Origin of the sequence: Streptomyces sp. NPDC059201, from assembly GCF_042754585.1 — a bacterium.
Classification (GTDB): Bacteria; Actinomycetota; Actinomycetes; order Streptomycetales; family Streptomycetaceae; genus Streptomyces.
Genome location: NZ_JBHZBB010000002.1, coordinates 806,107 through 830,917, shown reverse-complemented (window position 1 = coordinate 830,917; position 24,811 = coordinate 806,107). Strand labels below are relative to the sequence as shown.

The window sequence follows — 24,811 nt, the reverse complement described above, 5'->3', positions numbered from 1 at the left end:
CGTACGTCGTTGTACGGGACATCCAGGGGCGCGTCAGACCAGCAGGGACCGGTCCGTCGGGCGGATCGGGGCCGGCAGGGAGCTGGCGCCGGTGAGGTAGCGGTCGACTCCGCGGGCGGCGGAGCGGCCCTCGGCGATGGCCCAGACGATCAGCGACTGGCCGCGGCCGGCGTCGCCGGCGACGTACACGCCGTCGACGTTGGTGGCGAAGTCGGCGTCGCGGGCGATGTTGCCCCGCTCGTCCAGGGCGACGCCGAACTGCGTGACCAGGCCGTTCTCGACGTCCGTGCCGGTGAAGCCCATGGCGAGGGTGACCAGCTGCGCGGGGATCTTCCGCTCGGTGCCCGGCTTCTGGGTCAGCTTGCCGTCGACGAACTCGACCTCGATGAGGTGGAGGAACTGGACGTTGCCGTCCGCGTCGCCCTCGAAGCGGGTGGTGGAGACGGAGTAGACCCGCTCGCCGCCCTCCGCGTGCGCGGAGGTGACCTTGTAGAGCATGGGGAAGGTCGGCCAGGGCTGGTTGGCGTTCCGGTCCTCGCCCGGCTTCGGCATGATCTCCAGCTGGGTGACGGAGGCCGCGCCCTGGCGGTGGGCGGTGCCGACGCAGTCGGCGCCGGTGTCGCCGCCGCCGATGACGACGACGTGCTTGCCCTCGGCGGTGATCGGCGCGGCCACGAAGTCGCCCTCGACGACCTTGTTGGCGAGCGGCAGGTACTCCATCGCCTGGTGGATGCCGGCCAGCTCGCGGCCGGGCACGGGCAGGTCGCGGGCGGTGGTGGCGCCGGCGGCGACCACGACCGCGTCGAACCGCTTGCGCAGGTCGGTGGCGGTGACGTCGCGGCCGACCTCGACGCCGGTGCGGAACTTGGTGCCCTCCGCGCGCATCTGCTCGATGCGGCGGTTGATGTGGCGCTTCTCCATCTTGAACTCGGGGATGCCGTAGCGCAGCAGGCCGCCGATGCGGTCGGCGCGCTCGTACACGACCACGGTGTGGCCGGCCCGGGTCAGCTGCTGGGCGGCGGCGAGGCCCGCCGGGCCGGAGCCGATGACGGCGACGGTCTTACCGGAGAGGCGCTCGGGCGCCTGCGGCGTGACGTCGTTGGCGTCCCACGCCTTGTCGATGATGGAGACTTCGACGTTCTTGATGGTGACGGCCGGCTGGTTGATGCCGAGCACGCACGCCGACTCGCACGGAGCCGGGCACAGGCGGCCGGTGAACTCCGGGAAGTTGTTGGTGGCGTGGAGGCGCTCGGACGCCGCCGCCCAGTCCTCGCGGTAGGCGTAGTCGTTCCACTCGGGGATCAGGTTCCCGAGCGGGCAGCCGTTGTGGCAGAACGGGATGCCGCAGTCCATGCAGCGGCCGGCCTGCTTGCTGATGATCGGCAGCAGGGAGCCGGGGACGTAGACCTCGTTCCAGTCGCGGACGCGCTCCGCGACGGGGCGGGTCTCGGCGACCTCGCGGCCGGTGGTGAGGAAGCCCTTCGGGTCAGCCATGGGTCGCCGCCTCCATCATCTTCTCGGTGGTCTCCCGCTCGGAGAGACCGGCGAGCTCAGCGGCGTCCTTGGCGGCGAGCACTGCCTTGTACGTGGTCGGGATGATCTTGCTGAAGCGGCTCACCGCCGCGTCCCAGTCGGCCAGGAGCTTCTCGGCCACGGTGGAGCCGGTCTCCTCGTGGTGGCGGCGCACGACGTCGTGCAGCCACGCCTCGTCGGTCTCCGAAAGGGTCTCGACCGCGCCCTGGTTGCCGGAGTTGACGTTGCTCCGGTCGAGGTCGATGACGTACGCGACGCCACCGGACATGCCCGCCGCGAAGTTGCGGCCGGTCTCGCCGAGGACGACCGCCGTGCCGCCGGTCATGTACTCGCAGCCGTGGTCGCCCACGCCCTCGGAGACGACCAGGGCGCCGGAGTTGCGGACGCAGAAGCGCTCGCCGGTGCGGCCGCGCAGGAAGAGCTCGCCGCCGGTGGCCCCGTACGCGATGGTGTTGCCCGCGATGGTGGAGTACTCGGCCAGGTGGTCGGCGCCCCGGTCGGGGCGGACGATCACGCGGCCGCCGGAGAGGCCCTTGCCGACGTAGTCGTTGGCGTCGCCCTCCAGGCGGAGGGTGACACCGGCCGGCAGGAAGGCGCCGAAGGACTGGCCGGCGGAGCCGGTGAAGGTGAGGTCGATGGTGTCGGCCGGGAGGCCGGCGCCGCCGAACTTCTTCGTCACCTCGTGGCCGAGCATGGTGCCGACCGTGCGGTTGATGTTGCGGATCGCGATCTGGGCGCGGACCGGCTGGGCCTCCTCGGCGGAGGCGGCGTTCAGCGCCTCGGCGGCGAGCTGGATCAGCTCGTTGTCGAGCGCCTTCTCCAGGCCGTGGTCCTGCTCGATCTGGGCGTGGCGGACCGCGCCCTCGGCGAGCTCGGGCACGTGGAAGAGCGGCTCCAGCTCCAGGCCCTGCGCCTTCCAGTGGGTGACGGCGCGGCTGGTGTCGAGCAGCTCGGCGTGGCCGACGGCCTCCTCGATCGTACGGAAGCCCAGCTCGGCGAGGAGCTCGCGGACCTCCTGCGCGATGAACTCGAAGAAGTTGACGACGTACTCGGCCTTGCCGGAGAAGCGGTCGCGGAGGACCGGGTTCTGGGTGGCGATGCCGACCGGGCAGGTGTCGAGGTGACAGACGCGCATCATGACGCAGCCGGAGACGACGAGCGGCGCGGTCGCGAAACCGAACTCCTCGGCGCCGAGCAGCGCGGCGATGACGACGTCGCGGCCGGTCTTCAGCTGGCCGTCGGTCTGGACGACGATCCGGTCGCGCAGGCCGTTGAGCAGCAGCGTCTGCTGGGTCTCGGCGAGGCCGAGCTCCCAGGGGCCGCCCGCGTGCTTGAGCGAGGTCAGCGGGGAGGCGCCGGTGCCGCCGTCGTGGCCGGAGATGAGGACGACGTCCGCGTGGGCCTTGGACACGCCGGCCGCGACCGTGCCGACGCCGACCTCGGAGACCAGCTTCACGTGGATGCGGGCCGACGGGTTGGCGTTCTTGAGGTCGTGGATCAGCTGGGCCAGATCCTCGATGGAGTAGATGTCGTGGTGCGGCGGCGGCGAGATGAGGCCGACGCCGGGCGTCGAGTGACGCGTCCTGGCGACCCACGGGTAGACCTTGTGGCCGGGCAGCTGGCCGCCCTCGCCGGGCTTGGCGCCCTGGGCCATCTTGATCTGGATGTCGTCGGCGTTGACCAGGTACTCGGAGGTGACGCCGAAGCGGCCGGAGGCGACCTGCTTGATCGCGGAGCGGCGCGCCGGGTCGTACAGGCGGTCCGGGTCCTCGCCGCCCTCACCGGTGTTCGACTTGCCGCCGAGCTGGTTCATGGCGATGGCGAGGGTCTCGTGCGCCTCCTGGGAGATGGAGCCGTACGACATGGCGCCGGTGGAGAAGCGCTTGACGATCTCGGAGACCGGCTCGACCTCGTCGACGGAGATCGACGGGCGGTCGGAGGAGAAGCCGAACAGGCCGCGGAGCGTCATCAGGCGCTCGGACTGCTCGTTCACCCGGTCCGTGTACTGCTTGAAGATGTCGTACCGCTTGTTCCGCGTGGCGTGCTGGAGGCGGAAGACGGTCTCCGGGTCGAAGAGGTGCGGCTCGCCCTCGCGGCGCCACTGGTACTCGCCGCCGATCTCCAGCGCGCGGTGCGCGGAGGCGATGCCGGTGGCCGGGTACGCCTTGGCGTGGCGGGCCGCGACCTCCTTGGCGACGACGTCCAGGCCGGCGCCGCCGATCTTGGTGGCGGTGCCGTTGAAGTACCGGCCGACGAAGGCCGCTTCGAGGCCGACGGCCTCGAAGACCTGGGCGCCGCGGTAGGAGGCGACGGTGGAGATGCCCATCTTCGACATGACCTTGAGGACGCCCTTGCCGAGGGCGTAGATCAGGTTGCGGATGGCCTGCTCGGGCTCGATGTCGCTGAGGAAGGTGCCGGCGCGGAGCAGGTCCTCGACGGACTCCATGGCGAGGTACGGGTTGACCGCCGCGGCGCCGTAGCCGATGAGCAGGGCGACGTGGTGGACCTCGCGGACGTCACCGGCCTCGACCAGCAGACCCACCATGGTGCGCTGCTTGGTGCGGATGAGGTGGTGGTGGACGGCGGCGGTGAGCAGCAGCGACGGGATCGGCGCGTGCTCGGCGTCGGAGTGCCGGTCGGAGAGGACGATCAGGCGGGCGCCGCCCTCGATGGCCGCGTCGGCCTCGGCGCAGATGGCCTCGATGCGGGCGGCGAGGGCCTCGCCGCCGCCGGAGACCCGGTAGAGGCCGGAGAGCGTGGCGGCCTTCATGCCCGGCATGTCGCCGTCGTGGTTGATGTGGATGAGCTTGGCGAGCTCGTCGTTGTCGATCACCGGGAAGGGCAGGGTGACGCTGCGGCAGGAGGCCGCGGTCGGGTCGAGCAGGTTGCCCTGGGGACCGAGGGAGGAGAGCAGCGAGGTGACGAGCTCTTCACGGATGGCGTCCAGCGGCGGGTTGGTGACCTGCGCGAACAGCTGGGTGAAGTAGTCGAAGAGCAGCCGGGGGCGCTCGGAGAGGGCCGCGATCGGCGAGTCGGTGCCCATGGAGCCGATCGGCTCCAGGCCGGTGCGGGCCATCGGGGCGAGGATGACGCGGAGCTCTTCCTCGGTGTAGCCGAAGGTCTGCTGGCGGCGGGTGACCGAGGCGTGGGTGTGCACGATGTGCTCGCGCTCGGGGAGGTCGGAGAGCTCGATCTCGCCGGTCTCCAGCCACTCCGCGTACGGCTGCTCGGCGGCGAGGCCGGCCTTGATCTCGTCGTCCTCGACGATGCGGTGCTCGGCGGTGTCGACGAGGAACATCTTGCCGGGCTGGAGGCGGCCCTTGCGGACGACCTTGGCGGGGTCGATGTCGAGGACGCCGACCTCGGAGGAGAGGACGACGAGGCCCTCGTCGGTGACCCAGTAGCGGCCGGGGCGCAGACCGTTGCGGTCGAGGACCGCGCCGACCTGGACGCCGTCGGTGAAGGTGACGCAGGCCGGGCCGTCCCAGGGCTCCATCATCGTGGAGTGGTACTGGTAGAAGGCGCGGCGGGCCGGGTCCATGGAGTCGTGGTTCTCCCACGCCTCGGGAACCATCATCAGGACCGAGTGGGGCAGCGAGCGGCCGCCGAGGTGGAGCAGCTCCAGGACCTCGTCGAAGGAGGCGGAGTCGGAGGCGTCCGGGGTGCAGATCGGGAAGATCCGGTCCAGGCCCTTGCCGTCGCGGCTCTGGCCGAAGACGTCGCCGGCGAGCTGTGCCTCGCGGGCGGTCATCCAGTTGCGGTTGCCCTTGACCGTGTTGATCTCGCCGTTGTGGGCGACGAAGCGGTACGGGTGGGCGAGCGGCCAGCTCGGGAAGGTGTTGGTGGAGAACCGGGAGTGGACGAGGGCGATGGCGGAGGCCAGGCGCCGGTCCGACAGGTCCGGGAAGAAGGGCTCCAGCTGGCCGGTGGTCAGCATGCCCTTGTAGACGATGGTGCGGGCGGAGAGCGACGGGAAGTACGTCGCGGCCTCGCGCTCGGCGCGCTTGCGCAGCACGAACGCCTTGCGGTCCAGCACGATGCCGGTGGTCTCTGCGTCGGTGACGAAGAGCTGGCGGAAGACCGGCATGGTGGAGCGGGCGGTGGCGCCGAGCAGGGCGGGGGCGACGGGGACCTCGCGCCAGCCGAGGACGGTGAGGCCCTCGTCGGCGGCGATGGCCTCGATCGCGGCGGCGCTCTCGTCGGCGGTGTCGACGGGGAGGAACGCGGTGCCCACCGCGTACGCGCCGGCCTCGGGCAGCGCGAAGTCGGTGACCTCGCGGAAGAAGGCGTCCGGGACCTGGAACAGGATGCCGGCGCCGTCGCCGGAGTCCGGCTCGGAGCCGGTGGCACCGCGGTGTTCGAGATTGCGCAGTACGGTCAGCGCCTGCTCGACCAGCGCGTGGCTGGCCACACCGGTGAGGGTGGCCACGAACCCGACACCGCAGGCGTCGTGCTCGTTACGGGGGTCGTACATGCCCTGGGGGGCGGGGCGACCGTCCATGGGCGACCAGGCGTCGGAACGCATCGGCTCTCCCGTCGTCGTCGTGGCTGGGGGCATCTCCCAGACCACGTCTGGGGGAGCTGCTGCCGAGGGACGACGTTGGCCCTCCGCGAAATTTCGTGCAGGTTACATGATGGAGCGATTCTCGCCTAGTGGATAGCGCGTTCCAGCATGCGGACACCACCGATACGGAGCGGTGGTGCGCGTTCACCTGTTCTCTCTGGGTGCGGGGGCAGTGACTGCACCGTGACTGCTCCGCGGGGACGGAACCGGACCGGCCCGTCACTGAAGGGCCTCATTGCCCAACGACGCTTCTGCCTCTTTCCCGTTGGTCACGGGTTCGAAACCGCCGGGTAACCGGCTACATATGTGGCGTCCTGCATAGTGTCTCACCGCCGCGAGGGTTCCGACCAGGGATATTCGTCACAGCGAGGATGCGGCTTAGGTCCCGAAAAGTCACCCCGAAAAGCCCGAAAGGTCCCTTGTGGGATCCTCTCGGGCTTCTGCGGTGGTACGGATTCCGTTCCGCCGGACTCGCGGGGGAACGGGCGGGTGCGGACCCCTCCGGGGCGGCTAGAGCGCGGCGCCGAAGAGCATGCCGAGGCCGTACGTGACGGCCGCGGCGGCACCGCCGAGCACCAGCTGGCGCATGCCGCTGAAGAACCAGCCGCGCGCGGTCACCCGGGCGACCAGCGCGCCGCAGGCGAAGAGGCCGACGAGGGCGAGCAGCACAGCGGGCCAGAGCGCGCTCGCGCCGAGCAGGTACGGCAGCAGCGGCAGCAGCGCGCCGAGCGCGAAGGAGCCGAAGGACGAGACGGCGGCGACGAGCGGCGACGGCAGGTCGTCCGGGTCGATGCCGAGCTCCTCGCGGGCGTGGATCTCCAGCGCCTGCTCGGGGTCCTTCGACAGCTGCATCGCGACCTCGCGGGCGAGCGCGGGCTCCACGCCCCGGGAGACGTAGAGGGCGGCGAGCTCCTCCATCTCGTCGACCGGGTGCTTGCGCAACTGTCGGCGCTCGACGTCCAGTTCCGCCTGGACGAGCTCGCGCTGCGAGGCGACGGAGGTGTACTCGCCGGCCGCCATGGAGAAGGCGCCCGCCGCGAGTCCGGCGAGACCGGTGACGACGATGGTCCCCGAGGAGACCGCGCCGCCGGCGACGCCGGTCATCAGGGCCAGGTTGGAGACGAGCCCGTCCATCGCCCCGAAGACCGCGGGCCGCAGCCAACCGCCGTTCACGTCACGGTGGGTGTGGTTGTCGCGGTGCGCCTCGTGCAGTGGTGCCTGGGCCTCGATGATGGACATGGTTCTCCCCTCGTTCCGGCGGGCCGGGTCGCACCCGCCGCCCCCAACACCCTCGAAAATACGCTCGATGTAAGGGGCGCGCCAGCAAGGCAGGCCGTACTTAGTAAGGCCCGCCTCAGTGTGGTGACCCTTCCTTGACGCCCCATCAAACTCACGCGTCCCACTGACAGACGGGTGACAGAAGCCGCTCACCCGCGAGTCGTCCGCCCCTCGTGGCACAGATCCAGGCGAAGGGGTACCGCCGAAGAGGTGCGGACCGCGTCGAGGAAAGGGGCCGCGCCATGGTGACCACGGCATGCGAGACACGAGACCGGGCGAGAGGGGCGCTCCTCGGTCTGGCCGTCGGCGACGCGCTGGGCGCCCCCGCCGAGAACATGAAGCCCTCGGAGATCCGCCGCCGCTGGGGCCGGATCGAGGGCTTCCTGACGGACCGTCCGGCGGGCACCGACGACACCGAGTACGCGATCTTCTCCGCGCTGCTCCTCGCCCGGCACGGCTCGGCCCTCACCGTCGCCCACGTCGAGCGGGCGTGGCACCACTGGATCGCCGATCTCGACGAGGGCCCCTTCCGCGGCGCCGGCTTCTCCGAGCGCGGCACCCTGGAGAACCTCCGGCGCGGTCTGGCGGCGCCGATCTCCGCGCAGCACCGGCACGCGTGGTCGGACGGACTGGCCATGCGGGCCGCGCCCTTCGGCGTCTTCGCGGCCGGACGCCCGGCGGAGGCGGCCCGGCTCGTCGCCATCGACGGCAGCGTCAGCCACGAGGGCGAGGGCATCTACGGCGGGCAGGCGGTGGCCGCGGGCGTCGCGGCGGCCATGTCGGGCGCCACGGTCACGTCCGTCATCGCGGCGGCCCTCTCCGTCATCCCGATGGACTCCTGGACGGCCCGCTCGCTGCGCCGCGCGGTGGTCGCGGCGCAGCGCGTCCAGCCGGACCCGCTCACCCGCGAACGCCAGGTCCGCTCGGCGGTCGTCATCGGCGGCTACCCCTGGACCGACCTGGCCCCGGAAGCGGTCGGCCTCGCCTTCGGCGCCTTCGCGGCGGCCCGCGGCGACTTCCGCACGGCGGTCCTGACGGCCGTGAACATGGGCCGCGACGCGGACACCACCGCCGCGGTGGCGGGCGCGCTCGCGGGCGCGGCCGGCGGAGTCGACGCGATCCCCGGGGAGTGGGCCTCCGCCATCACCCCCGTGACCGGCAGCTGCCTCCCCACCATGCGCGGCTACCACGTCCAGGACATCGCCGACCTCCTCACCGAACAGGAAACCCCCTGATGCCCCCCACCCCACCCGTCCCCACCACCCCCACAACCCCAGCCACCCCGGCAGCCCCCGCCACCCCAGCCGTCCCGGCTGCCCCCGCCACCCCCGCCACCTCAGCCGTCCCGGCTGCCCCCGCCACCCCCGCCCCACCCCCTGCCCCCGCTGTGGGCAGGCGTTCCGCAGGGCGGAACGGGTGGGCACAGCCCCCGATGCCGGGCACCGCCCCGGCGACCCCCGCCCCGCCGGACCCGCCCCCGATGCCGGGCACCGCAACCCGGGCCCCCGCCCAGGAGACCCCCAGGCCCGCCACCCAGGCCCGCGCGGAGCGCGACAAGATCGAGGGCCTCCTCCTGGGCCTCGCCGCAGGCGACGCCGCCGGCTGGCCCGCCGCACGGCACCGCGCCGCCCGCATGCCCGAATGGACCCGCCGCCTCACCCGCGAACTCGACACCTTCGCCGAGCAGAACGCGACGACCACCCTCCCCGTCCCCATCGCCCTCAACCAGCCCCCCGAGCCCCTCCGCCTCGGCCCCTCCGACGACGCCGAGTGGGCCGCCTTCACCGCCGAGGCGATCCTCGCCTCGACCGGCCCCCTCTTCGCCCGCTTCCCCGACGAGCGCCGCCTCCGCGCCGCCGTCGACCTCGCCTGGAACCACCTCGCGGGCCAGGTCGCCGCCGCCGCCGACCGCGCCCCCGAGATCGAGTCCGCCGTCCTCCCCCTCCGCGCCCGCATCTCCGTCCGCGCCGGCCTCGGCAACCTCGCGACCGGTCTGCGCCCGCCCGCGACCGGCCACGACAACCCCCACTACTTCGACGACGCCGCCTGCGTCCGCGCCGCCGTCCTCGCGGTCGTCCACCCCGGCGACCCGCGCGCCGCCGCCGAACTCGCCGAGTTCGACGCCCGGTACACCCAGGACGGCGACGGCGTCCACGGCGCCCGCGCCACCGCGGCGGCGGTCGCCGCGGCCCTCGCCGGCGCGGACCCCGGCACCGCCGTCGACGCCGCCCTCGCCGAACTCCCGCCCGCCACCGAGATCGGCCGCAACGCCCGCCACGCCGTGAAGCTGGCCCGTACCGCCGACTCCGCCTTCGCCCTGGTCCCCCTCCTGGAGCACCAGATCGTCGACCACGTCTACAGCTACGGCATCGCCGCCGCCGAGACCGTCCCCGTCGCGCTCGCCCTGACCGTCGCCGCGCGCGGCGCGATGACGGCCGCGGTCCCGGCGGCGGCCTGCCTCTCCCGGGTCGCCGACTCCGCGCCCGCCCTCGCCGGCGCGCTCACCGGCGCGCTGGGCGGCGGCCGTTCCGTCCCGGCGAGCTGGCGGGACGCCTGCCGGACGCTCTCCGGCTGCGCGCTCCCCCGCCTCGCCGGCACGGACCTGGTGGAACTCGCCGGGCTCCTGGGAGCCACGGAACCGGCACCCCCAGGTGGACAATTCAGACATGACACCCACACTGGATGACCGGATCACCGGAAGTCTCCTCGGTGCCGCCGTGGGCGACGCCCTCGGCGGCCCCGTGGAGGGGTACACCCCCGAGCAGATCGCCGAGCGCCACGGCGGCCGCGTCACCGGCATCGTCGGCCCCTGGAACGGCGACTCCTGGCGCACCGCCCGCCCCATCGCCCCGTACCACAAGGGCGACGGACACGTCACCGACGACACTTTGATGACCCACGCCCTGATCCGGGTGTACGAGAAGGTACGCGACCACCTCGACGCGTACGCGGTCGCCGACCACCTCGTCCCCGAACTCATGGGCACCCCCGTGTGGATCCCCGAGCTGGAGGCGGAGGCCCTCCCCCTCCAGCGGATCTTCCTCGCCGAGAAGTGGCTCGTCGCCCGCCTCCACTACGGCCACAACGACCCGCGCGAGGCCGGCGCCGGAAACATCGTCAACTGCGGCGCCGCGATGTACATGGCCCCGGTCGGCCTGGTGAACGCCGCCGACCCGCACGGCGCCTACGCCGAGGCCCTCGACGTCGCGGGCGCCCACCAGTCCTCGTACGGCCGCGAGGCCGCCGGCGTCTTCGCGGCGGCCGTCGCGGCGGCCTGCGTCCCCGGCGCCACCCCGCGCACCGTCGTCGACACCGCCCTCGCCCTCGCCAAGGACGGCACCCGCGCCGCGATCGAGGCGGTCGCCGAAGTCGCCTGCCTGCACCGCGACTTCGAGTCCGCCCTGGCCCCGCTGCGCCGGGCGGTCGCCCCGTACGACTCCGTCGGCCCCGACTACCGCGACCCCGGTCTCGACGCCCGCCGCCCCTCCCGTCTCCACGCCATCGAGGAGCTGCCGATCGCCCTCGGCATGCTCCTGGTCGGCGAGGGCGACTACCGCCGTACGGTCCTCGGCACGGTCAACTACGGCCGCGACTGCGACTCCATCGCCACCATGGCGGGCGCCATCGCCGGAGCCCTGCACGGCGAGGCGGCGGTCCCCGCGGACTGGGCGAAGCAGGTCGCGGAGGCCAGCCGCCTCGACCTGCACGCCCCGGCGGCGGCCCTCACCGCCGTCGCCCACGAGGTCTTCGCCCGCGACACCGCCCGCCGCCGCGCCCACGAGTCGGCCCGCGCCGCCCTGACGGACGCGCCCCGGTGACCCACCCCACCCCCCACCCCACCCCGCGCCCCGGCCGGGACGCGCCCGACGCCGTGCGCCTCACCTGGGTGCAGCCCGAGGACCTCGTCGGGCACGAGCTGCGGCAGGCCGCCGAGGACGGACGGGACACCGGGGGCATCGCGGAGCGCTGGTACGCGGCCGGCGGGCACCCCGCACCGCCCCTGGCCGGCGCCTCGCCCGGGGCCCGGCCCGAACTCCGGCCGCTCGCCGAGGAACTGCTCGACGCGCTCGCCGCCCTCCCCTCCCCGCTCGCCGCCGACGAGCCCACCGCGCTCGACGCGATCGTCGCCGCCTGCCCCGACTGGCCCGCCCCACCCGTCGCCACACCGCACCGCACCCCCACCGGCGATCCCACCGGCGACCCCACCCGTGACCCCGCCCTCCGCGACCGGCTGCACGCCGCCTGGCTCGGCCGGGCCGCCGGCTGCCTGCTCGGGAAGCCCGTCGAGAAGCTGCCGCTCGACGCGATCCGGGCGCTCGCCCGGGCCGCCGGGAACTGGCCGCTCGACGACTGGTTCACCGCGCGCGGAGTACCGGAGCCGCTGCTCGCCGCCCACCCCTGGAACCGCCGCTCCGCCGCCACCTCGCTCGCCGAGACCATCGACGGGATGCCCGAGGACGACGACCTCAACTACCCCCTCCTCGCCCTGCTCCTCCTCCGCCGCCACGGCCGCGGCTTCACCACCGCCGACGTGGCCCGCCTCTGGCTGGACGAACTCCCCGCCGGCCGCGCCTTCACCGCCGAGCGGATCGCCTACCGCAACCTCCTGGACGGCGTCGAACCCCCGCTGACCGCCGCCCGCCGCAACCCCTTCCGGGAGTGGATCGGCGCCCAGATCCGGGCCGACGTCCACGGCTGGACCCACCCCGGCGACCCGGCCGCGGCCGCCGCCCAGGCCCACCGCGACGCCGTCCTCAGCCACACCGGGAACGGCGTCCACGGCGCGATGTTCGTCGCCGCGACCGTGGCCGCCGCCGCGGGCGGCACCGCCGACGTCCACCGGGCGCTGGCCGCCGGCCTCTCCGTCGTCCCGCCCCGCTCCCGGCTCGCCGAGGCCGTCCGGTACGGCATCACCACCGCCCGCGCCACCCCCGACCTCGACACGCTCGTCGACCGGCTGCACGCCCGGTACGGCGGGTACCACTGGGTCCATGCCGTGCCGAACACCGCGTTGCTCGCCGCCGCCCTCACCCACGCCGGCGGCGACTTCACCCGCTCCGTCTGCGCGGCCGTCTCCGGCGGCTGGGACACCGACTCCAACGGCGCCACCGCCGGCTCGGTCGCCGGTCTCCTCGCCGGCCACCCGGACCGGCTCCCCGACCGCTGGACCTCGCCCCTGAAGAACCGCCTCGCGACCTCGGTGCCGTCCTTCGACGGCATCGGCTTCGACACCCTCGCCGACCTGACCCACCTGGAGGCCGTACGCCCATGACCAGCATCGTGGTACTCGGGAGCACCAACATGGACCTCGTGGCCTACGTGGCGAAGGCCCCGGCCCGCGGCGAGACCGTCACCGGCCGCGCCTTCCGCACGATCCCCGGCGGCAAGGGCGCCAACCAGGCGGTCGCCGCCGCCCGCGCGGGCGGCGAGGTCGCCATGATCGGCGCGGTCGGCGCCGACGACTTCGGCCACCGCCTCCGCGACGTCCTGGAGCACTGCTCCGTCGACACCGACCTGATGCGCACCGTCGACGGCTCCTCCGGCACCGCGCACATCGTCGTGGACGACGAGGGCGGCAACGCGATCGTCGTGGTCCCCGGCGCCAACGGCACCGTCACCCACCTCACCTCCGGCGACGAGGCCCTGATCGCCGGCGCCGACCTGCTCCTCCTCCAGCTCGAACTCCCCCTCTCCGTCGTCGTCGAGGGCGCGGAGCACGCCCGCAGGCGCGGGGTGCGCACCGTCCTCACCCCGGCCCCCGCCCAGCCCCTCCCGCCCGAACTCTTCGACGCCACCGACCTGTTGGTGCCCAACGAGCACGAGGCGACCGCGCTCACCGGCCGCGCCGACCCGCACGCCGCCGCGCTCGCCCTCCTCGAAGCCGTCCCCGAGGTGGTCGTCACCCTCGGCGCGGCCGGCTGCCTCTACGCGGCGCGCGGCGCGGACCTGCTCACCGTGCCCGCCCCCCGGGTGCGGGCCGTCGACACCACGGCGGCCGGCGACACCTTCGTCGGCGCCCTCGCGGTCGCCCTCGGCGAGGGCCGTCCCATGCCGGCGGCCCTGGCCTGGGCGGGCACGGCCGCCGCGATCTCCGTCCGGCGCGAGGGCGCCTCGACCTCGATGCCGTACCGCGCCGAGATCGAAGCGGCCCTCGGCACCCCCGAGTCCCTGGAGGCCGATCCCACATGACCACCCCGCCCCCGACCACCACGCCCGCCCCGCCGCTCCCTCCGCTCCACGGGCTGCGCGTCCTCGATCTGGCGACGCTCTTCGCCGGGCCGCTGGCCGCCACGATGCTCGGCGACTTCGGCGCCGACGTCGTCAAGGTCGAGCACCCCCGCAAGCCGGACCCCTCCCGGGGCCACGGCCCCGCCAAGGACGGGGTCGGCCTGTGGTGGAAGGTCCTCGGCCGCAACAAGCGGACCATCACCCTCGATCTCTCCACCTCCGGCGGCCGGGACGCCCTGCTCCGGCTGGCCGCCGACGCCGACGTGATCGTGGAGAACTTCCGCCCCGGCACCCTGGAACGCTGGGGTCTGGGCTGGGAGGAGCTGTCCACGGTCAACCCCCGCCTGGTGCTGACCCGGGTCACCGGCTTCGGCCAGTTCGGCCCGTACGCCCACCGCCCCGGCTTCGGCACCCTCGCCGAGGCCATGAGCGGCTTCGCCGCGATCACCGGCGAGCCGGACGGCCCGCCGACCCTGCCCCCCTTCGGCCTCGCCGACTCGATCGCCGCCCTCGCCACCGCGTACGCGGTGATGACCGCGCTCACCGCGAGGACGACCACCGGCCAGGGCCAGGTCGTCGACATGGCCATCATCGAACCGATGCTCTCCGTCATCGGCCCCCACCCCCTCTGGTACGACCAGCTCGGCTACGTCCAGCCGCGCACCGGCAACCGCTCCCGCAACAACGCCCCCCGCAACACCTACCGGACCTCCGACGGCTCCTGGGTGGCCGTCTCCACCTCGGCGCAGTCCATCGCCGAGCGGGTCCTGCGCCTGGTCGGCCGCCCCGAGCTGATCGACGAGCCGTGGTTCGCCGACGGCGCGGGCCGCGCCGCGCACGCCGACGTCCTCGACGAGGCGGTCGGCTCCTGGATCGCCCGGCACACCCGCGACGACGCCATGGCCGCGTTCGAGAAGGCGGAGGCGGCGATCGCCCCGGTCTACGACATCCGCGACGTCCTCGCCGACCCCCAGTACCAGGCGCTCGGCACGGTCACCGAGGTCCCGGACCCGGAGCTGGGCCCGATCCGCATGCAGAACGTCCTCTTCCGGCTCTCCGACACCCCGGGCGGCATCCGCTGGGCCGGCCGCCCGCACGGCGCCGACACCGACGAGGTCCTCACGGCCGCCGGCTTCGCCCCGGCCGAGATCAGCGCCCTGCGCGCGCGGGGGGCGGTATGAGCATCCCCGGCGCGAACGTCCCCGGCGCCGTGACCGGCCGCCGCCACGCCCGCCGTCCCCCTCTCACCTGGCTGTACGCCCCCGGCGACCGGCCCGACGTGGTCCGCAAGGCGCTCGTCTCCGGCGCCGACGTGGTCATCGTGGACCTGGAGGACGCGGTCGCCCCGGACCGCAAGGCGTACGCCCTCTCCGCCACCGTCGAACTGCTCTCCGACCCGCACCCGGTCCCGGTGCACGTCCGCATCCACACCCCGCGCGACATCCCCGTCCTGGCCTCCCTCCCCGGCCTCGGCGGTCTCCGTGTCCCCAAGGTGACACACGCCTCTGACATCCACCGGATCAGCGAGCTCGCCCCGGGCCTCCCGCTCTACCCGCTCCTGGAGAACGCGCTGGCCGTGGAGCAGGCGTACGCCATCGCCACCGCCCATCCGGCCGTCCGCGGCCTCTCCCTCGGCGAGGCCGACCTCCGCGCCGATCTGGGGGTACGGGAGGACAGCGGGCTCGACTGGCCGCGCAGCCGGATCGTGGTCGCCGCCCGGGCGGCCGCGCTGCCGCCGCCGGTGCAGTCGGTCCACCCCGACATCGGCGACCTCGACGCGCTCGCCGCCGGCTGCGCCCGGGGCCGGGCCCTCGGCTTCCTCGGCCGGGCGGCCATCCACCCCCGGCAGCTCCCGGTGATCGAGCGGGTCTACCTCCCGACCCCGCAGGAGGTGGACGCGGCCCGCGCGGTGGTGGCGGCGGCCGGGACCGACCGGGGCGCGCTGGCCCTGGCGGACGGCCGGTTCGTGGACGCGGCGGTGGTGGCGGGCGCCCACCGGGTCCTCGCCCTCGCGGACCGCGCCGGCTGACCCGTACCCGGGCACGCGCGAGGGCCGCCGCGACCTTCTCGGTCCCGGCGGCCCTCGTGTCCGTACGGAAGGGGGTGTCAGCCCTTGGCGGCCGACCCGGCGCCGTTCCCGGCCCCGTTCTCCGCGTCCTCGGAGTCCGCCGAGTCCTCGGAGTCCACGGCGTTCTCGGCCTGGTCGGAGTCACCGGAGCCCTCGGAGCCCTCGGCGTCGTCGGCCTTGTCGGCGTCTCCGGCGTCCTCGGAGCCGACCGCCTTCCGCGAGCGCGGCTCCACGAGCTCCTCGCGGCCGGGGCGGACCCGGGCCGAGACGACCATGTAGACGACGGCGAGCAGGAAGACGATGATCGCGGTCCACACGTTGAGGCGCAGGCCCAGGATGTGGTGGGCCTCGTCGACGCGCATGTACTCGATCCAGCCGCGGCCGGCGCAGTAGGCGGCCACGTACAGGGCGAAGGCGCGGCCGTGGCCGAGCTTGAAGCGGCGGTCGGCCCAGATGACGAGGACGGCGACGCCGATGCACCAGAGCGACTCGTAGAGGAAGGTCGGGTGGTAGAGCCCGGCCTCGCGGTTGGCGCTCTCGGTGATCTTCAGCGCCCACGGCAGGTCGGTCGGCTTGCCGTACAGCTCCTGGTTGAACCAGTTGCCCCAGCGGCCGATGGCCTGGGCGAGGGCGATGCCGGGCGCGATGGCGTCCGCGTACGCCGGGAGCGGGATGCCCCGGCGGCGGCAGCCGATCCAGGCGCCGACGGCGCCGAAGGCGATGGCGCCCCAGATGCCGAGGCCGCCCTCCCAGATCTTGAAGGCGTCGACCCAGTTCTCACCCTCGCTGAAGTACAGCTGGTAGTCGGTGATCACGTGGTAGAGGCGTCCGCCGACGAGGCCGAAGGGCACCGCCCAGACGGCGATGTCGGCCACGGTGCCGGCGGTGCCGCCCCGGGCGATCCAGCGCTTGTTGCCGAGCCAGACGGCGACGAAGACACCGAGGATGATGCAGAAGGCATAGCCGCGCAGCGGGATCGGTCCGAGGTGGATGACACCGGTCGACGGGCTGGGAATGTAGGCAAGGTCCATGGCAGGTCCGACGCTACCCTGCCGGGCGGGCGGACCGGCAGCCCACCCGGCAACGTCTGAATAACTAACCCGCCGGCGCTACCCCGCCGAGGGGGAGGCCGTGCCCGGCTTCTTGCCCTTGTTGGCCTCGGCGACCCACTTCTTCAGGTTCTCCGGCGAGATCTGCTCGTCGCCCTTGGTCGGGAAGATCGATTCTCCGTTGAGCAGGACGGACGGGGTGCCGCGGAAGCCGCCCTTCTGGAACGCCTCGTTGGACTTCTCGACCCAGCCGTCGTGCGTGCCGTCCTGGACGCAGGAGCGGAACGCCGGCGTGTCGAGGCCGGGGACCTTGGCGGCCAGCTCGATCAGCTTGTCGTTCTTGCCGAAGGCGTCGTCGGTCTCCTGCGGCTGGTTGATGAAGAGCGTGTCGTGGTACGCGGTGAACTTGCCGGCGTCCTGGGCGCAGGCCGCCGCGTTCGCCGCCCGGAGCGAGCCGCTGCCGCCCATGTTGCCGTCGATGAGGGTGGCGAGGTGGTACTCGACCTTGAGGGCGCCGGCGGCTTCCAGCTCGTGGATGGAGTCCCGCATGACGTTCTCGAACTGGGCGCAGGCGGGGCAGCGGAAGTCCTCCCAGACCTGGAGGGTGGAGGGGGCGTCCGCCTTGCCGGTGAGGATGGCCGGCTTGTCGCCCTCGATCGCGCCGGTGGGGGCGACGACGGGGCCGGCCTTGCCCGAGTCGCCGTCCTTGCCGCTGTTGGCGGCGATCACTCCGACGACGGCGGCGAGGCCGAGGACGCCGACCACTCCCGCCGTCACGATCAGGACCCGCCGCTGCCTCTCACGGGCCTTCTCTCGCTCGCGCTGCTGCTGGAGGCGCTCCCGCGCGCTCTTGTTACTACCGTCACGGTTCTTCTCGGTCACGCCCACAGCAACGAACAGGGGAGGCGCGTCCGCGCCTCCCCGGTCCGATATCCACCCGAATGGACTACATCCGTCATGCGGTGCGGCGCACGCCCTCGGCGAGTTCGGCCGCCAGTTCCTTTACGGCGGCGAGTCCGGCGGCCTCGTCGCCGTCGGCGTCGAGGATCCGCTGGACGAAGGCCGAGCCGACGATGACGCCGTCGGCGAAGGCGGCGACCTCGCGGGCCTGGTCGGCGTTGGAGACGCCGAGGCCGACGCAGACCGGGATCGTGGAGGTGACCCGGGTGCGGCGGACCAGGTCGGCGGCCTGCTCGCCGACCGACGCGCGGGTGCCGGTGACGCCCATGAGGGAGGCGGCGTAGACGAAGCCGGAGCCGGCCGCGGTGATGGTGGCGAGCCGCTCGTCCTTGCTGCTGGGGGCGACGACGAAGACGGTGGCGAGGCCGTGCTCGTCGGCGTGCTTCCGCCAGAGCGCGGACTCCTGGACCGGGAGGTCGGGCAGGATGCAGCCCGCGCCGCCGGCCTCGGCGAGCTCCCGGACGAAGCGCTCGACGCCGTACCGGTCGATCGGGTTCCAGTAGGTCATGACGAGGACGGGCTTGCCGGTGGCCTCGTGGGCCTCCTTGACCGTCCGCATGACGTCGGCGATCCGGACGCCACCGCGCAGGGCGATGTCGTCGGCGGTCTGGATGACGGGGCCGTCCAGGACCGGGTCGCTGTGCGGGAGGCCGACCTCGACGATGTCGGCGCCGCCGTCGAAGACGGCCTTGATCGCCTTGATGCCGCCGTCCACGGTCGGGAAGCCCGCCGGGAGGTACGCGATGAGCGCGGCCCGGTCCTCGGTCTTCGCCCGCTCCAGGGTGTCGCTGAGCAGCTGGATGTTCCCGGTCGTCACTTCGACCCCTCCCCGTCGTACAGGCCGAAGTAGCGGGCGGCCGTGTCCATGTCCTTGTCGCCGCGGCCGGAGAGGTTGACGAGGAGGAGCGCGTCCTTGCCGAGCTCCTTGCCGACCTCCAGCGCCCCGGCGAGGGCGTGCGCCGACTCGATGGCCGGGATGATGCCCTCGGTACGGGAGAGCAGCCGCAGCGCCTGCATGGCGGCGTCGTCGGTGACCGCGCGGTACTCGCCGCGGCCGGTGTCCTTGAGGTACGCGTGCTCCGGGCCGATGCCGGGGTAGTCGAGGCCCGCCGAGATCGAGTACGGCTCGGTGATCTGGCCCTCGTCGTCCTGGAGGACGTACGACCGGGAGCCGTGCAGGATGCCGGGCTCGCCGGCGGTGAGGGTGGCCGCGTGCTCGCCGGTCTCGACGCCGTGGCCGGCCGGCTCGCAGCCGATGAGCCGGACGCCGGTGTCGGGCAGGAAGGCGTGGAAGAGGCCGATGGCGTTGGAGCCGCCGCCGACGCAGGCGATGGCCGCGTCGGGGAGGCGGCCGGCGCGCTCCAGGAGCTGGCGGCGGGCCTCGACGCCGATGACCCGGTGGAAGTCGCGGACCATCGCGGGGAAGGGGTGCGGTCCCGCGACCGTGCCGAAGAGGTAGTGGGTGCGGTCGACGTTGGCGACCCAGTCGCGGAACGCCTCGTTGATGGCGTCCTTGAGGGTGCGGCTGCCGGACTTGACCGCGATGACCTCGGCGCCGAGCATCCGCATCCGGGCCACGTTCAGGGCCTGGCGCTGGGTGTCGACCTCGCCCATGTAGATGGTGCATTCGAGGCCGAAGAGGGCGCAGGCGGTGGCGGTGGCGACGCCGTGCTGGCCGGCGCCGGTCTCGGCGATGACGCGGGTCTTGCCCATGCGCTTGGTGAGCAGGGCCTGGCCGAGCACGTTGTTGATCTTGTGCGAGCCGGTGTGGTTGAGGTCCTCGCGCTTGAGGTAGATCCGGGCGCCGCCGGCGTGCTCGGCGAACCGGGGGACCTCGGTGAGGGCGCTGGGGCGGCCGGTGTAGTTGGCCATGAGGTCGCCGAGCTCGCGGGCGAACTCGGGGTCGTTCTTGGCCTTCTCGTACTCGACGGCGACCTCGTCGACGGCGGCGACGAGGGCCTCGGGGATGAACTTGCCGCCGAAGGCGCCGAAGTAGCCCTCGGGCGACGGGACCTGACCCTCCGGGTCCGGGATGAAGAACTCACTGGTCATGCGGATGCTGCTCCTCGCGGGGCGATGCGATCGATGGACGTGACTCGCTTCGTACACACGCGCGCATGCCGCTCCCGCCGGCCCTGTGGGCAGGCGTCCCGCAGGGCGGGACGGGTGGGCACAGGGACGGCGCCCCCTGCCGGGCCAAGGCTTTCCGGGCCTGGACCCGCACCCGGTGTACGGCTCCGTACGGGTGCGGGTTCAGGCGCAGCAGCGGAGGCACCCGCGAAGGGTGCCGTTCCGTTGTGCCCACCCGTTCCGCCCCAGCGGAACGATTGCCCACAACGGGGGGACGGCGATGGTCAGCGCGCGTGTGCGGCGGGGCGCCATCGCATGCCGGGGACCGTGCCCGGTTCGGAGCCGATGCAGTGGCGGACCCGGCGGCCGTGGACACGGCGGGCCGGCGCCCTGCATCCCCGGGGCCGGCAGCCGCGGGCCAGCCGGGCGTGCGCCGGGACGGCGACCGCGCGCAGGCCGACGGGCCCGCGGGCTGCGGAGCCCGGGGTCGTCGGCACGGCGCGGCGAGGGGTCATGGCCGGGTCAGCTCCGGCCGTGCCGCAGGGCAGGGTGCGCGCCGGCGGCGACGAGGTCGGCGACGGCCGTCTTCGGGTCGCGGCCGGTGACCAGGGACTCGCCGACCAGGACCGCGTCGGCGCCGGCGTTGGCGTACGCGATCAGGTCGTGCGGGCCCCGGACGCCGGACTCGGCGACCTTCACGATGTGCGCCGGGATCTCGGGGGCGACGCGCTCGAAGGTGGAGCGGTCGACCTGGAGGGTCTTGAGGTCGCGGGCGTTGACGCCGATGATGCGGGCGCCGGCCTCGACCGCGCGCTCCACCTCCTCCTCGTCGTGGACCTCGACGAGCGGGGTGAGCCCGATGGACTCGGCGCGCTCGATGAGGGAGACGAGGGCCTCCTGCTCCAGGGCGGCGACGATGAGGAGCGCGAGATCCGCTCCGTACGCCCGGGCCTCCCAGAGCTGGTAGGCGGTGACGATGAAGTCCTTGCGCAGGACGGGGATGTCGACCCGGGCGCGCACGGCCTCCAGGTCGGCGAGCGAGCCGCCGAAGCGGCGCTGCTCGGTGAGGACGGAGATGACGGCGGCGCCGCCCGCCTCGTAGTCGGCAGCGAGGCCGGCCGGGTCGGCGATGGCCGCGAGGGCTCCCTTGGACGGGCTGGAGCGCTTGACCTCGCAGATCACCGTGACGCCTTCGCCGCGCAGCGCGGCGACCCCGTCCTTGGCCTGCGGGGCCTTGGCGGCCCGCTCCTTGAGCTCGTCGAGGGAGACCCGCGCCTGCCGCTCTGCGAGGTCGGCGCGCACGCCTTCGATGATCTCGTCGAGCACACTCACGCGAGAGGCCCCCTTCCGGGACGGTGTCGGTTCTACGGAACCTGATGAACACGGTTCAGCCATGTCGATGGTATCCGCAGGTGGCCTTCTCGTTCGCATCGATCGGCGCGGCGTCCCAATTGCTGGGACTTCAGGGTGCCAGCGCGGAGCCGGAAGGAAGGTTCCGGATCACGGCGAAAAGGGTGGTCAGGGCGCCGATCGCCCACCACCAGGCGGGCTTCAGGGCGATCCGGGTCGGGACCCCGCGGACGGCGTGAACCAGCCACACCACGAGGAGGACCGCGCAGACGGCGTAACCGGCGACGGCGAGCGCGTTGGCACCGAGGGCGGTCGCGAGGTCGCCGTGGGCGACGGCGTGGGCGCTGCGCAGGCCGCCGCAGCCGGGGCAGTACAGGCCGGTGAAGCGGAGCAGCGGGCAGACGGGGTAGTGGCCGGGTTCGTTGGGGTCGACGGCGGCGACGTACCCGAAGGCGGCGGCGGTGCCGGCGAGGGTGGCGAGCGGGGCGAGCAGCCGGCGTCCGAGCGGGCGGCGGCGGAACTCCTCGGCCGCCGGGAGGCCGGGGGCGTACGGCTCTGCGGGCGGGGCGGTCTGCGGTGTCGGCTCGGCGGTCACGCGGTGATTCTCGCCCGGGACGCCCCGGGACGCACGACGGCGCAGTCCGGACGTGCCGGACTGCGCCGTTCGAGTGAACCTGAGGTTCCGGGGTCCGCGCGCGTCGCGCGGCGGACCTGGGGGACCGGGCCCTGGGGTCAGGCGCGGGCGCGGGCCGCGGCGCTCGCGGTCTCGCGGGCCGCGGCGACCGCCTGGGACTCCTTCGGCATGCCGAGGCCGGCGACCTTCATCGCGAGGCCGACGACACCGCCGAGGAGGATGACGCCGCACCCGGCCCAGAAGCCGGGGATGTTCGCCGCCACCATGAAGACTCCGGCGATGCAGAAGCCGATGAAGGAGATGATGACACCGGTCCAGGCGGCCGGGGTGTGTCCGTGGGCGCTGCCCGCCATGAGTTGCTCCTCGTAGATGTTGCTCGGTGGTGACGTCGAAGATGACGGCTGTCATGTGATGACGGCGTCATTCTTCCGCACATGACCCCGCGGAGGTGACTCGGGGGGTCCCGGACGATCACGCGTCGTGTGTGGGGTCCTCGCCGCGGTCGAGCGCCTTCCACAGGTCCTCGGGGCGGTCGGGGTCGCCGGCGGCGGGGCGGCGGGCCGGACGGGGGGCGCCGGAGCGCTCGTAGCGGCCGCCCATCGCGGGCCAGCTCTTGCCGTAGCGGAGGGCGAAGAGGCCGGCGACGAGGATGAGGACGGCGCCGGCGGCGGCCACATACGGCCACGCCGTATGGGTGAGGCCGGCGACGGCCGCGGCGGTGTCTCCGCTGATCCGGGCGGCCTCGGCGTCGAGCGCGGCGCTGTCGGAGGCGCCCAGGAAGGCCGCGAGGGCGGCGCCGGCGCCACTCAGGGCGAGGAGCCCGGCGACGAGGGTGCGGCCGGCCCTGCGGACGGCGAAGACGGCGACGAGGGCGGCGAGGCCGACGATCGCCAGGGCGGTCGGGACGCCGGTGACGGTGCCGCCGTCGGCCTCGACGGGGACGGTGCCCCCGGCGACCGACGCGGTGCCCTCGGCCCAGATCTGGCCGGCGGAGAGCAGTACGACGGTGGCCCCGAGGGCACCGAGGAGGAGGGCGAGGGCGAGGCTCCGCCGGCCGCCGGAGGTGACGGCCGCGCGGGCGGCTCGGGGCTGGGGTACGGGTACGGCACTCACGTACCCCACTATCCCCTACGGCTTCGGCGAACCCGTCATCCGGTTGGCGGTGTGTACGGCGCGGAGCACCGCGGCGGCCTTGTTGCGGCACTCGGCGTCCTCGGCGGCCGGGTCCGAGTCGGCGACGACACCGGCTCCGGCCTGGACGTACGCCGTGCCGTCGCGGAGCAGCGCGGTGCGGATCGCGATGGCGGTGTCGGAGTCTCCGGCGAAGTCGAGGTAGCCGACGCAGCCGCCGTACAGGCCGCGGCGGGAGGGCTCCAGCTCCTCGATGATCTGCATGGCGCGGGGCTTGGGCGCGCCGGAGAGGGTGCCGGCGGGGAAGCAGGCGGTGAGGACGTCGAAGGCGGTCTTCCCCTCGGCGACCCGGCCGGTGACGGTGGAGACGATGTGCATGACGTGGGAGTACCGCTCGATCGACATGAAGTCGACGACCTCGACGGAGCCGGGGGCGCAGACCCGGCCGAGGTCGTTGCGCCCGAGGTCGACGAGCATGAGGTGCTCGGCGCGCTCCTTGGGGTCGGCGAGCAGTTCCTCGGCGAGGTCGTGGTCCTCCTGCGGGGTGGCGCCCCGGTGCCGGGTGCCGGCGATGGGGTGGAGCATCGCCTGTCCGTCCTCGACCTTGACGAGGGCCTCGGGGCTGGAGCCGACGACGTCGAAGCCGTTCTCGAAGCGGAAGAGGTACATGTACGGGGACGGGTTGGTGGCCCGCAGGACCCGGTAGACGTCGAGGGCGGAGGCGGCGCAGGGGGTCTCGAAGCGCTGCGAGGGGACGACCTGGAACGCCTCGCCGGACCGGATCCGCTCCTTGATGTCGTCGACGGCGTCCTGGTAGGCGGGGCCGCCCCAGAGCGCGGAGTACTCGGGGAGCTCGGAGGCCGGGAGGGCGACGGGGGTGGTGGCGACGGGGCGGGCCAGGTCGGCCTGCATCGCGTCGAGGCGGGCGACGGCGTGCGCGTACGCCTCGTCGATGCCGGTCTCCAGGTCGTTGTGGTTGATCGCGTTGGCGATCAGCAGGACCGAGCCGTCCCAGTGGTCGAGGACGGCGAGGTCGCTGGTGAGGAGCATGGTGAGCTCGGGGAGCTCCAGGTCGTCGCGGCCGTGCTCGCCGATGCGCTCCAGGCGCCGGACGATGTCGTAGCCGAGGTAGCCGACCATGCCGCCGGTGAAGGGGGGCAGCCCGCCCGCCAGGTTCCGGGGGGTGTGGAGGGTCTCGACGGTGGCGCGGAGGGCGGCGAGCGGGTCGCCGTCCGTGGGGACGCCCACGGGCGGGGTGCCGAGCCAGTGGGCCTCGCCGTCCTTCACCGTGAGCGTGGCGTCGCTGCGGACGCCGATGAAGGAGTAGCGGGACCAGCTGCGCCCGTTCTCCGCGGATTCGAGGAGGAAGGTGCCGGGGCGTTCGCCGGCGAGCTTGCGGTAGAGCCCGACCGGGGTGTCGCCGTCCGCGAGGAGCCTGCGGCTGACGGGGATGACGCGGCGGTCGGCCGCCAGCTTGCGGAAGGTCTCGAGATCCATGGCGCCAGACCTTACTGGGAGAGCGGGAGCACGTCGGCGTCGAAGCAGGTGCGGGCGCCGGTGTGGCAGGCGGCGCCGACCTGGTCGACCTTGACGAGGAGGGTGTCGGCGTCGCAGTCGAGGGCGACCGACTTGACGTGCTGGACGTGCCCGGAGGTGTCGCCCTTGACCCAGTACTCGTTCCGGCTGCGGGACCAGTAGGTGCAGCGGCCGGTGGTGAGGGTGCGGTGCAGGGCCTCGTCGTCCATCCAGCCGAGCATGAGCACCTCGCCGGTGTCGTACTGCTGGGCGATGGCGGGGACCAGGCCGTCGGGGCTGCGCTTGAGGCGGGCGGCGAGGGCCGGATCGAGGTCGCTGGGGGTCCGGGGCGTGCTGCTCATGGGCTCATTGTGCCGTGACGCGGCGGGGTGTCCGGCGCGGTGTCCACTGGGCGGACGGCGCGGCGCGGT

General features: G+C 73.6%; 21 protein-coding genes. 7 read left to right on the top strand and 14 right to left on the bottom strand.

Annotation, left to right across the window (positions count from 1 at the left end; all coding sequences use genetic code 11):
* Positions 1 to 33: 33 nt before the first annotated feature.
* The 3 genes from ACFXMG_RS09575 to ACFXMG_RS09565 all read right to left on the bottom strand — a co-directional run bounded on the left by ACFXMG_RS09575 (position 34) and on the right by ACFXMG_RS09565 (position 7,336).
* Positions 34 to 1,494: a glutamate synthase subunit beta gene (locus tag ACFXMG_RS09575; RefSeq protein WP_383819426.1), complete on the bottom strand. Its 1,461-nt coding sequence runs from the start codon at positions 1,492 to 1,494 to the stop codon at positions 34 to 36.
* Complete coding sequence (gene gltB, locus ACFXMG_RS09570) at positions 1,487 to 6,058, bottom strand: glutamate synthase large subunit (RefSeq protein ID WP_383819427.1); 4,572 nt, start codon at positions 6,056 to 6,058, stop codon at positions 1,487 to 1,489. The genes ACFXMG_RS09575 and gltB overlap by 8 nt, the downstream gene beginning before the upstream one ends.
* Positions 6,059 to 6,607: 549 nt before the next feature.
* Positions 6,608 to 7,336, bottom strand: coding sequence for a VIT1/CCC1 transporter family protein (locus tag ACFXMG_RS09565; protein ID WP_383819429.1), 729 nt, complete (start codon positions 7,334 to 7,336; stop codon positions 6,608 to 6,610).
* Positions 7,337 to 7,617: 281 nt separating this feature from the next.
* Between ACFXMG_RS09565 and ACFXMG_RS09560 the strand changes: the two genes are divergently transcribed.
* The 7 genes from ACFXMG_RS09560 (at position 7,618) to ACFXMG_RS09530 (ending at position 15,632) form a co-directional block, all read left to right on the top strand.
* On the top strand, positions 7,618 to 8,610 hold the full coding sequence (locus ACFXMG_RS09560; protein ID WP_383819430.1) for an ADP-ribosylglycohydrolase family protein: 993 nt from the start codon (positions 7,618 to 7,620) through the stop codon (positions 8,608 to 8,610).
* Between the two features lie 197 nt (positions 8,611 to 8,807).
* Positions 8,808 to 10,061 (top strand): ADP-ribosylglycohydrolase family protein, encoded by a 1,254-nt coding sequence (locus ACFXMG_RS09555; protein ID WP_384338751.1) that lies wholly within the window; start codon positions 8,808 to 8,810, stop codon positions 10,059 to 10,061.
* Positions 10,042 to 11,193, top strand: a complete 1,152-nt coding sequence (locus ACFXMG_RS09550) for an ADP-ribosylglycohydrolase family protein (protein WP_383822336.1) — start codon at positions 10,042 to 10,044, stop codon at positions 11,191 to 11,193. The genes ACFXMG_RS09555 and ACFXMG_RS09550 overlap by 20 nt, the downstream gene beginning before the upstream one ends.
* A complete protein-coding gene (locus ACFXMG_RS09545; protein WP_383822339.1) occupies positions 11,190 to 12,647 on the top strand; it encodes an ADP-ribosylglycohydrolase family protein in 1,458 nt (485 codons plus the stop codon). Before ACFXMG_RS09550 ends, ACFXMG_RS09545 begins: the two co-directional genes overlap by 4 nt.
* Positions 12,644 to 13,564, top strand: coding sequence for a ribokinase (rbsK, locus tag ACFXMG_RS09540; RefSeq protein WP_383822341.1), 921 nt, complete (start codon positions 12,644 to 12,646; stop codon positions 13,562 to 13,564). Before ACFXMG_RS09545 ends, rbsK begins: the two co-directional genes overlap by 4 nt.
* Complete coding sequence (locus ACFXMG_RS09535) at positions 13,561 to 14,784, top strand: CaiB/BaiF CoA transferase family protein (protein ID WP_383822344.1); 1,224 nt, start codon at positions 13,561 to 13,563, stop codon at positions 14,782 to 14,784. Before rbsK ends, ACFXMG_RS09535 begins: the two co-directional genes overlap by 4 nt.
* The gene (locus ACFXMG_RS09530) at positions 14,781 to 15,632 is read left to right on the top strand and encodes an HpcH/HpaI aldolase/citrate lyase family protein (RefSeq protein WP_383822346.1); all 852 of its coding nucleotides are present in this window, start codon (positions 14,781 to 14,783) and stop codon (positions 15,630 to 15,632) included. Before ACFXMG_RS09535 ends, ACFXMG_RS09530 begins: the two co-directional genes overlap by 4 nt.
* Before the next feature lie 77 nt (positions 15,633 to 15,709).
* Here the strand turns inward: ACFXMG_RS09530 and lgt are convergent, their stop codons facing one another.
* From lgt to hisI, 11 genes are all read right to left on the bottom strand, one after another.
* Positions 15,710 to 16,702, bottom strand: coding sequence for a prolipoprotein diacylglyceryl transferase (gene lgt / locus ACFXMG_RS09525; protein ID WP_383822349.1), 993 nt, complete (start codon positions 16,700 to 16,702; stop codon positions 15,710 to 15,712).
* 78 nt (positions 16,703 to 16,780) lie between these two features.
* Positions 16,781 to 17,602, bottom strand: a complete 822-nt coding sequence (locus tag ACFXMG_RS09520; protein ID WP_383822353.1) for a DsbA family protein — start codon at positions 17,600 to 17,602, stop codon at positions 16,781 to 16,783.
* A 73-nt stretch (positions 17,603 to 17,675) separates the two neighbouring features.
* Positions 17,676 to 18,497, bottom strand: coding sequence for a tryptophan synthase subunit alpha (trpA, locus tag ACFXMG_RS09515; RefSeq protein ID WP_383822355.1), 822 nt, complete (start codon positions 18,495 to 18,497; stop codon positions 17,676 to 17,678).
* Entirely contained in the window at positions 18,494 to 19,732 is a 1,239-nt protein-coding gene (trpB, locus tag ACFXMG_RS09510) for a tryptophan synthase subunit beta (RefSeq protein ID WP_383822358.1), read from the bottom strand. Before trpB ends, trpA begins: the two co-directional genes overlap by 4 nt.
* 302 nt (positions 19,733 to 20,034) lie before the next feature.
* Complete coding sequence (gene trpM, locus ACFXMG_RS09505) at positions 20,035 to 20,265, bottom strand: tryptophan biosynthesis modulator TrpM (protein WP_383822361.1); 231 nt, start codon at positions 20,263 to 20,265, stop codon at positions 20,035 to 20,037.
* Positions 20,266 to 20,272: 7 nt separating this feature from the next.
* Positions 20,273 to 21,082: an indole-3-glycerol phosphate synthase TrpC gene (gene trpC, locus ACFXMG_RS09500; protein WP_383822364.1), complete on the bottom strand. Its 810-nt coding sequence runs from the start codon at positions 21,080 to 21,082 to the stop codon at positions 20,273 to 20,275.
* A 130-nt stretch (positions 21,083 to 21,212) separates the two neighbouring features.
* Complete coding sequence (locus ACFXMG_RS09495) at positions 21,213 to 21,695, bottom strand: DUF2752 domain-containing protein (protein ID WP_383822366.1); 483 nt, start codon at positions 21,693 to 21,695, stop codon at positions 21,213 to 21,215.
* 137 nt (positions 21,696 to 21,832) lie between these two features.
* Positions 21,833 to 22,087 carry an HGxxPAAW family protein gene (locus ACFXMG_RS09490; RefSeq protein ID WP_383822369.1) on the bottom strand — a complete coding sequence of 85 codons (255 nt, stop codon included), beginning with the start codon at positions 22,085 to 22,087 and terminating at the stop codon, positions 21,833 to 21,835.
* A 118-nt stretch (positions 22,088 to 22,205) separates the two neighbouring features.
* Positions 22,206 to 22,856 carry a TIGR02234 family membrane protein gene (locus tag ACFXMG_RS09485; protein WP_383822371.1) on the bottom strand — a complete coding sequence of 217 codons (651 nt, stop codon included), beginning with the start codon at positions 22,854 to 22,856 and terminating at the stop codon, positions 22,206 to 22,208.
* 6 nt (positions 22,857 to 22,862) lie between these two features.
* Entirely contained in the window at positions 22,863 to 24,362 is a 1,500-nt protein-coding gene (locus ACFXMG_RS09480) for an anthranilate synthase component I (RefSeq protein ID WP_383822373.1), read from the bottom strand.
* A gap of 11 nt (positions 24,363 to 24,373) precedes the next feature.
* Positions 24,374 to 24,742, bottom strand: a complete 369-nt coding sequence (hisI, locus tag ACFXMG_RS09475; RefSeq protein ID WP_383822376.1) for a phosphoribosyl-AMP cyclohydrolase — start codon at positions 24,740 to 24,742, stop codon at positions 24,374 to 24,376.
* Positions 24,743 to 24,811: the final 69 nt, after the last annotated feature.

What these genes read in the sequence shown, in the direction of transcription:
- ACFXMG_RS09535 (WP_383822344.1), top strand. Translation starts at nt 13,561, where the DNA reads ATGACCACCCCGCCCCCGACCACCACGCCCGCCCCGCCGCTCCCTCCG.
- ACFXMG_RS09480 (WP_383822373.1), bottom strand. Translation starts at nt 24,362, where the DNA reads ATGGATCTCGAGACCTTCCGCAAGCTGGCGGCCGACCGCCGCGTCATC.
- lgt (WP_383822349.1), bottom strand. Translation starts at nt 16,702, where the DNA reads ATGGACCTTGCCTACATTCCCAGCCCGTCGACCGGTGTCATCCACCTC.
- ACFXMG_RS09560 (WP_383819430.1), top strand. Translation starts at nt 7,618, where the DNA reads ATGGTGACCACGGCATGCGAGACACGAGACCGGGCGAGAGGGGCGCTC.
- ACFXMG_RS09490 (WP_383822369.1), bottom strand. Translation starts at nt 22,087, where the DNA reads ATGGCGGGCAGCGCCCACGGACACACCCCGGCCGCCTGGACCGGTGTC.
- trpB (WP_383822358.1), bottom strand. Translation starts at nt 19,732, where the DNA reads ATGACCAGTGAGTTCTTCATCCCGGACCCGGAGGGTCAGGTCCCGTCG.
- gltB (WP_383819427.1), bottom strand. Translation starts at nt 6,058, where the DNA reads ATGCGTTCCGACGCCTGGTCGCCCATGGACGGTCGCCCCGCCCCCCAG.
- ACFXMG_RS09550 (WP_383822336.1), top strand. Translation starts at nt 10,042, where the DNA reads ATGACACCCACACTGGATGACCGGATCACCGGAAGTCTCCTCGGTGCC.
- trpM (WP_383822361.1), bottom strand. Translation starts at nt 20,265, where the DNA reads ATGACCCCTCGCCGCGCCGTGCCGACGACCCCGGGCTCCGCAGCCCGC.
- ACFXMG_RS09530 (WP_383822346.1), top strand. Translation starts at nt 14,781, where the DNA reads ATGAGCATCCCCGGCGCGAACGTCCCCGGCGCCGTGACCGGCCGCCGC.
- rbsK (WP_383822341.1), top strand. Translation starts at nt 12,644, where the DNA reads ATGACCAGCATCGTGGTACTCGGGAGCACCAACATGGACCTCGTGGCC.
- ACFXMG_RS09555 (WP_384338751.1), top strand. Translation starts at nt 8,808, where the DNA reads ATGCCGGGCACCGCCCCGGCGACCCCCGCCCCGCCGGACCCGCCCCCG.
- hisI (WP_383822376.1), bottom strand. Translation starts at nt 24,742, where the DNA reads ATGAGCAGCACGCCCCGGACCCCCAGCGACCTCGATCCGGCCCTCGCC.
- ACFXMG_RS09565 (WP_383819429.1), bottom strand. Translation starts at nt 7,336, where the DNA reads ATGTCCATCATCGAGGCCCAGGCACCACTGCACGAGGCGCACCGCGAC.
- ACFXMG_RS09575 (WP_383819426.1), bottom strand. Translation starts at nt 1,494, where the DNA reads ATGGCTGACCCGAAGGGCTTCCTCACCACCGGCCGCGAGGTCGCCGAG.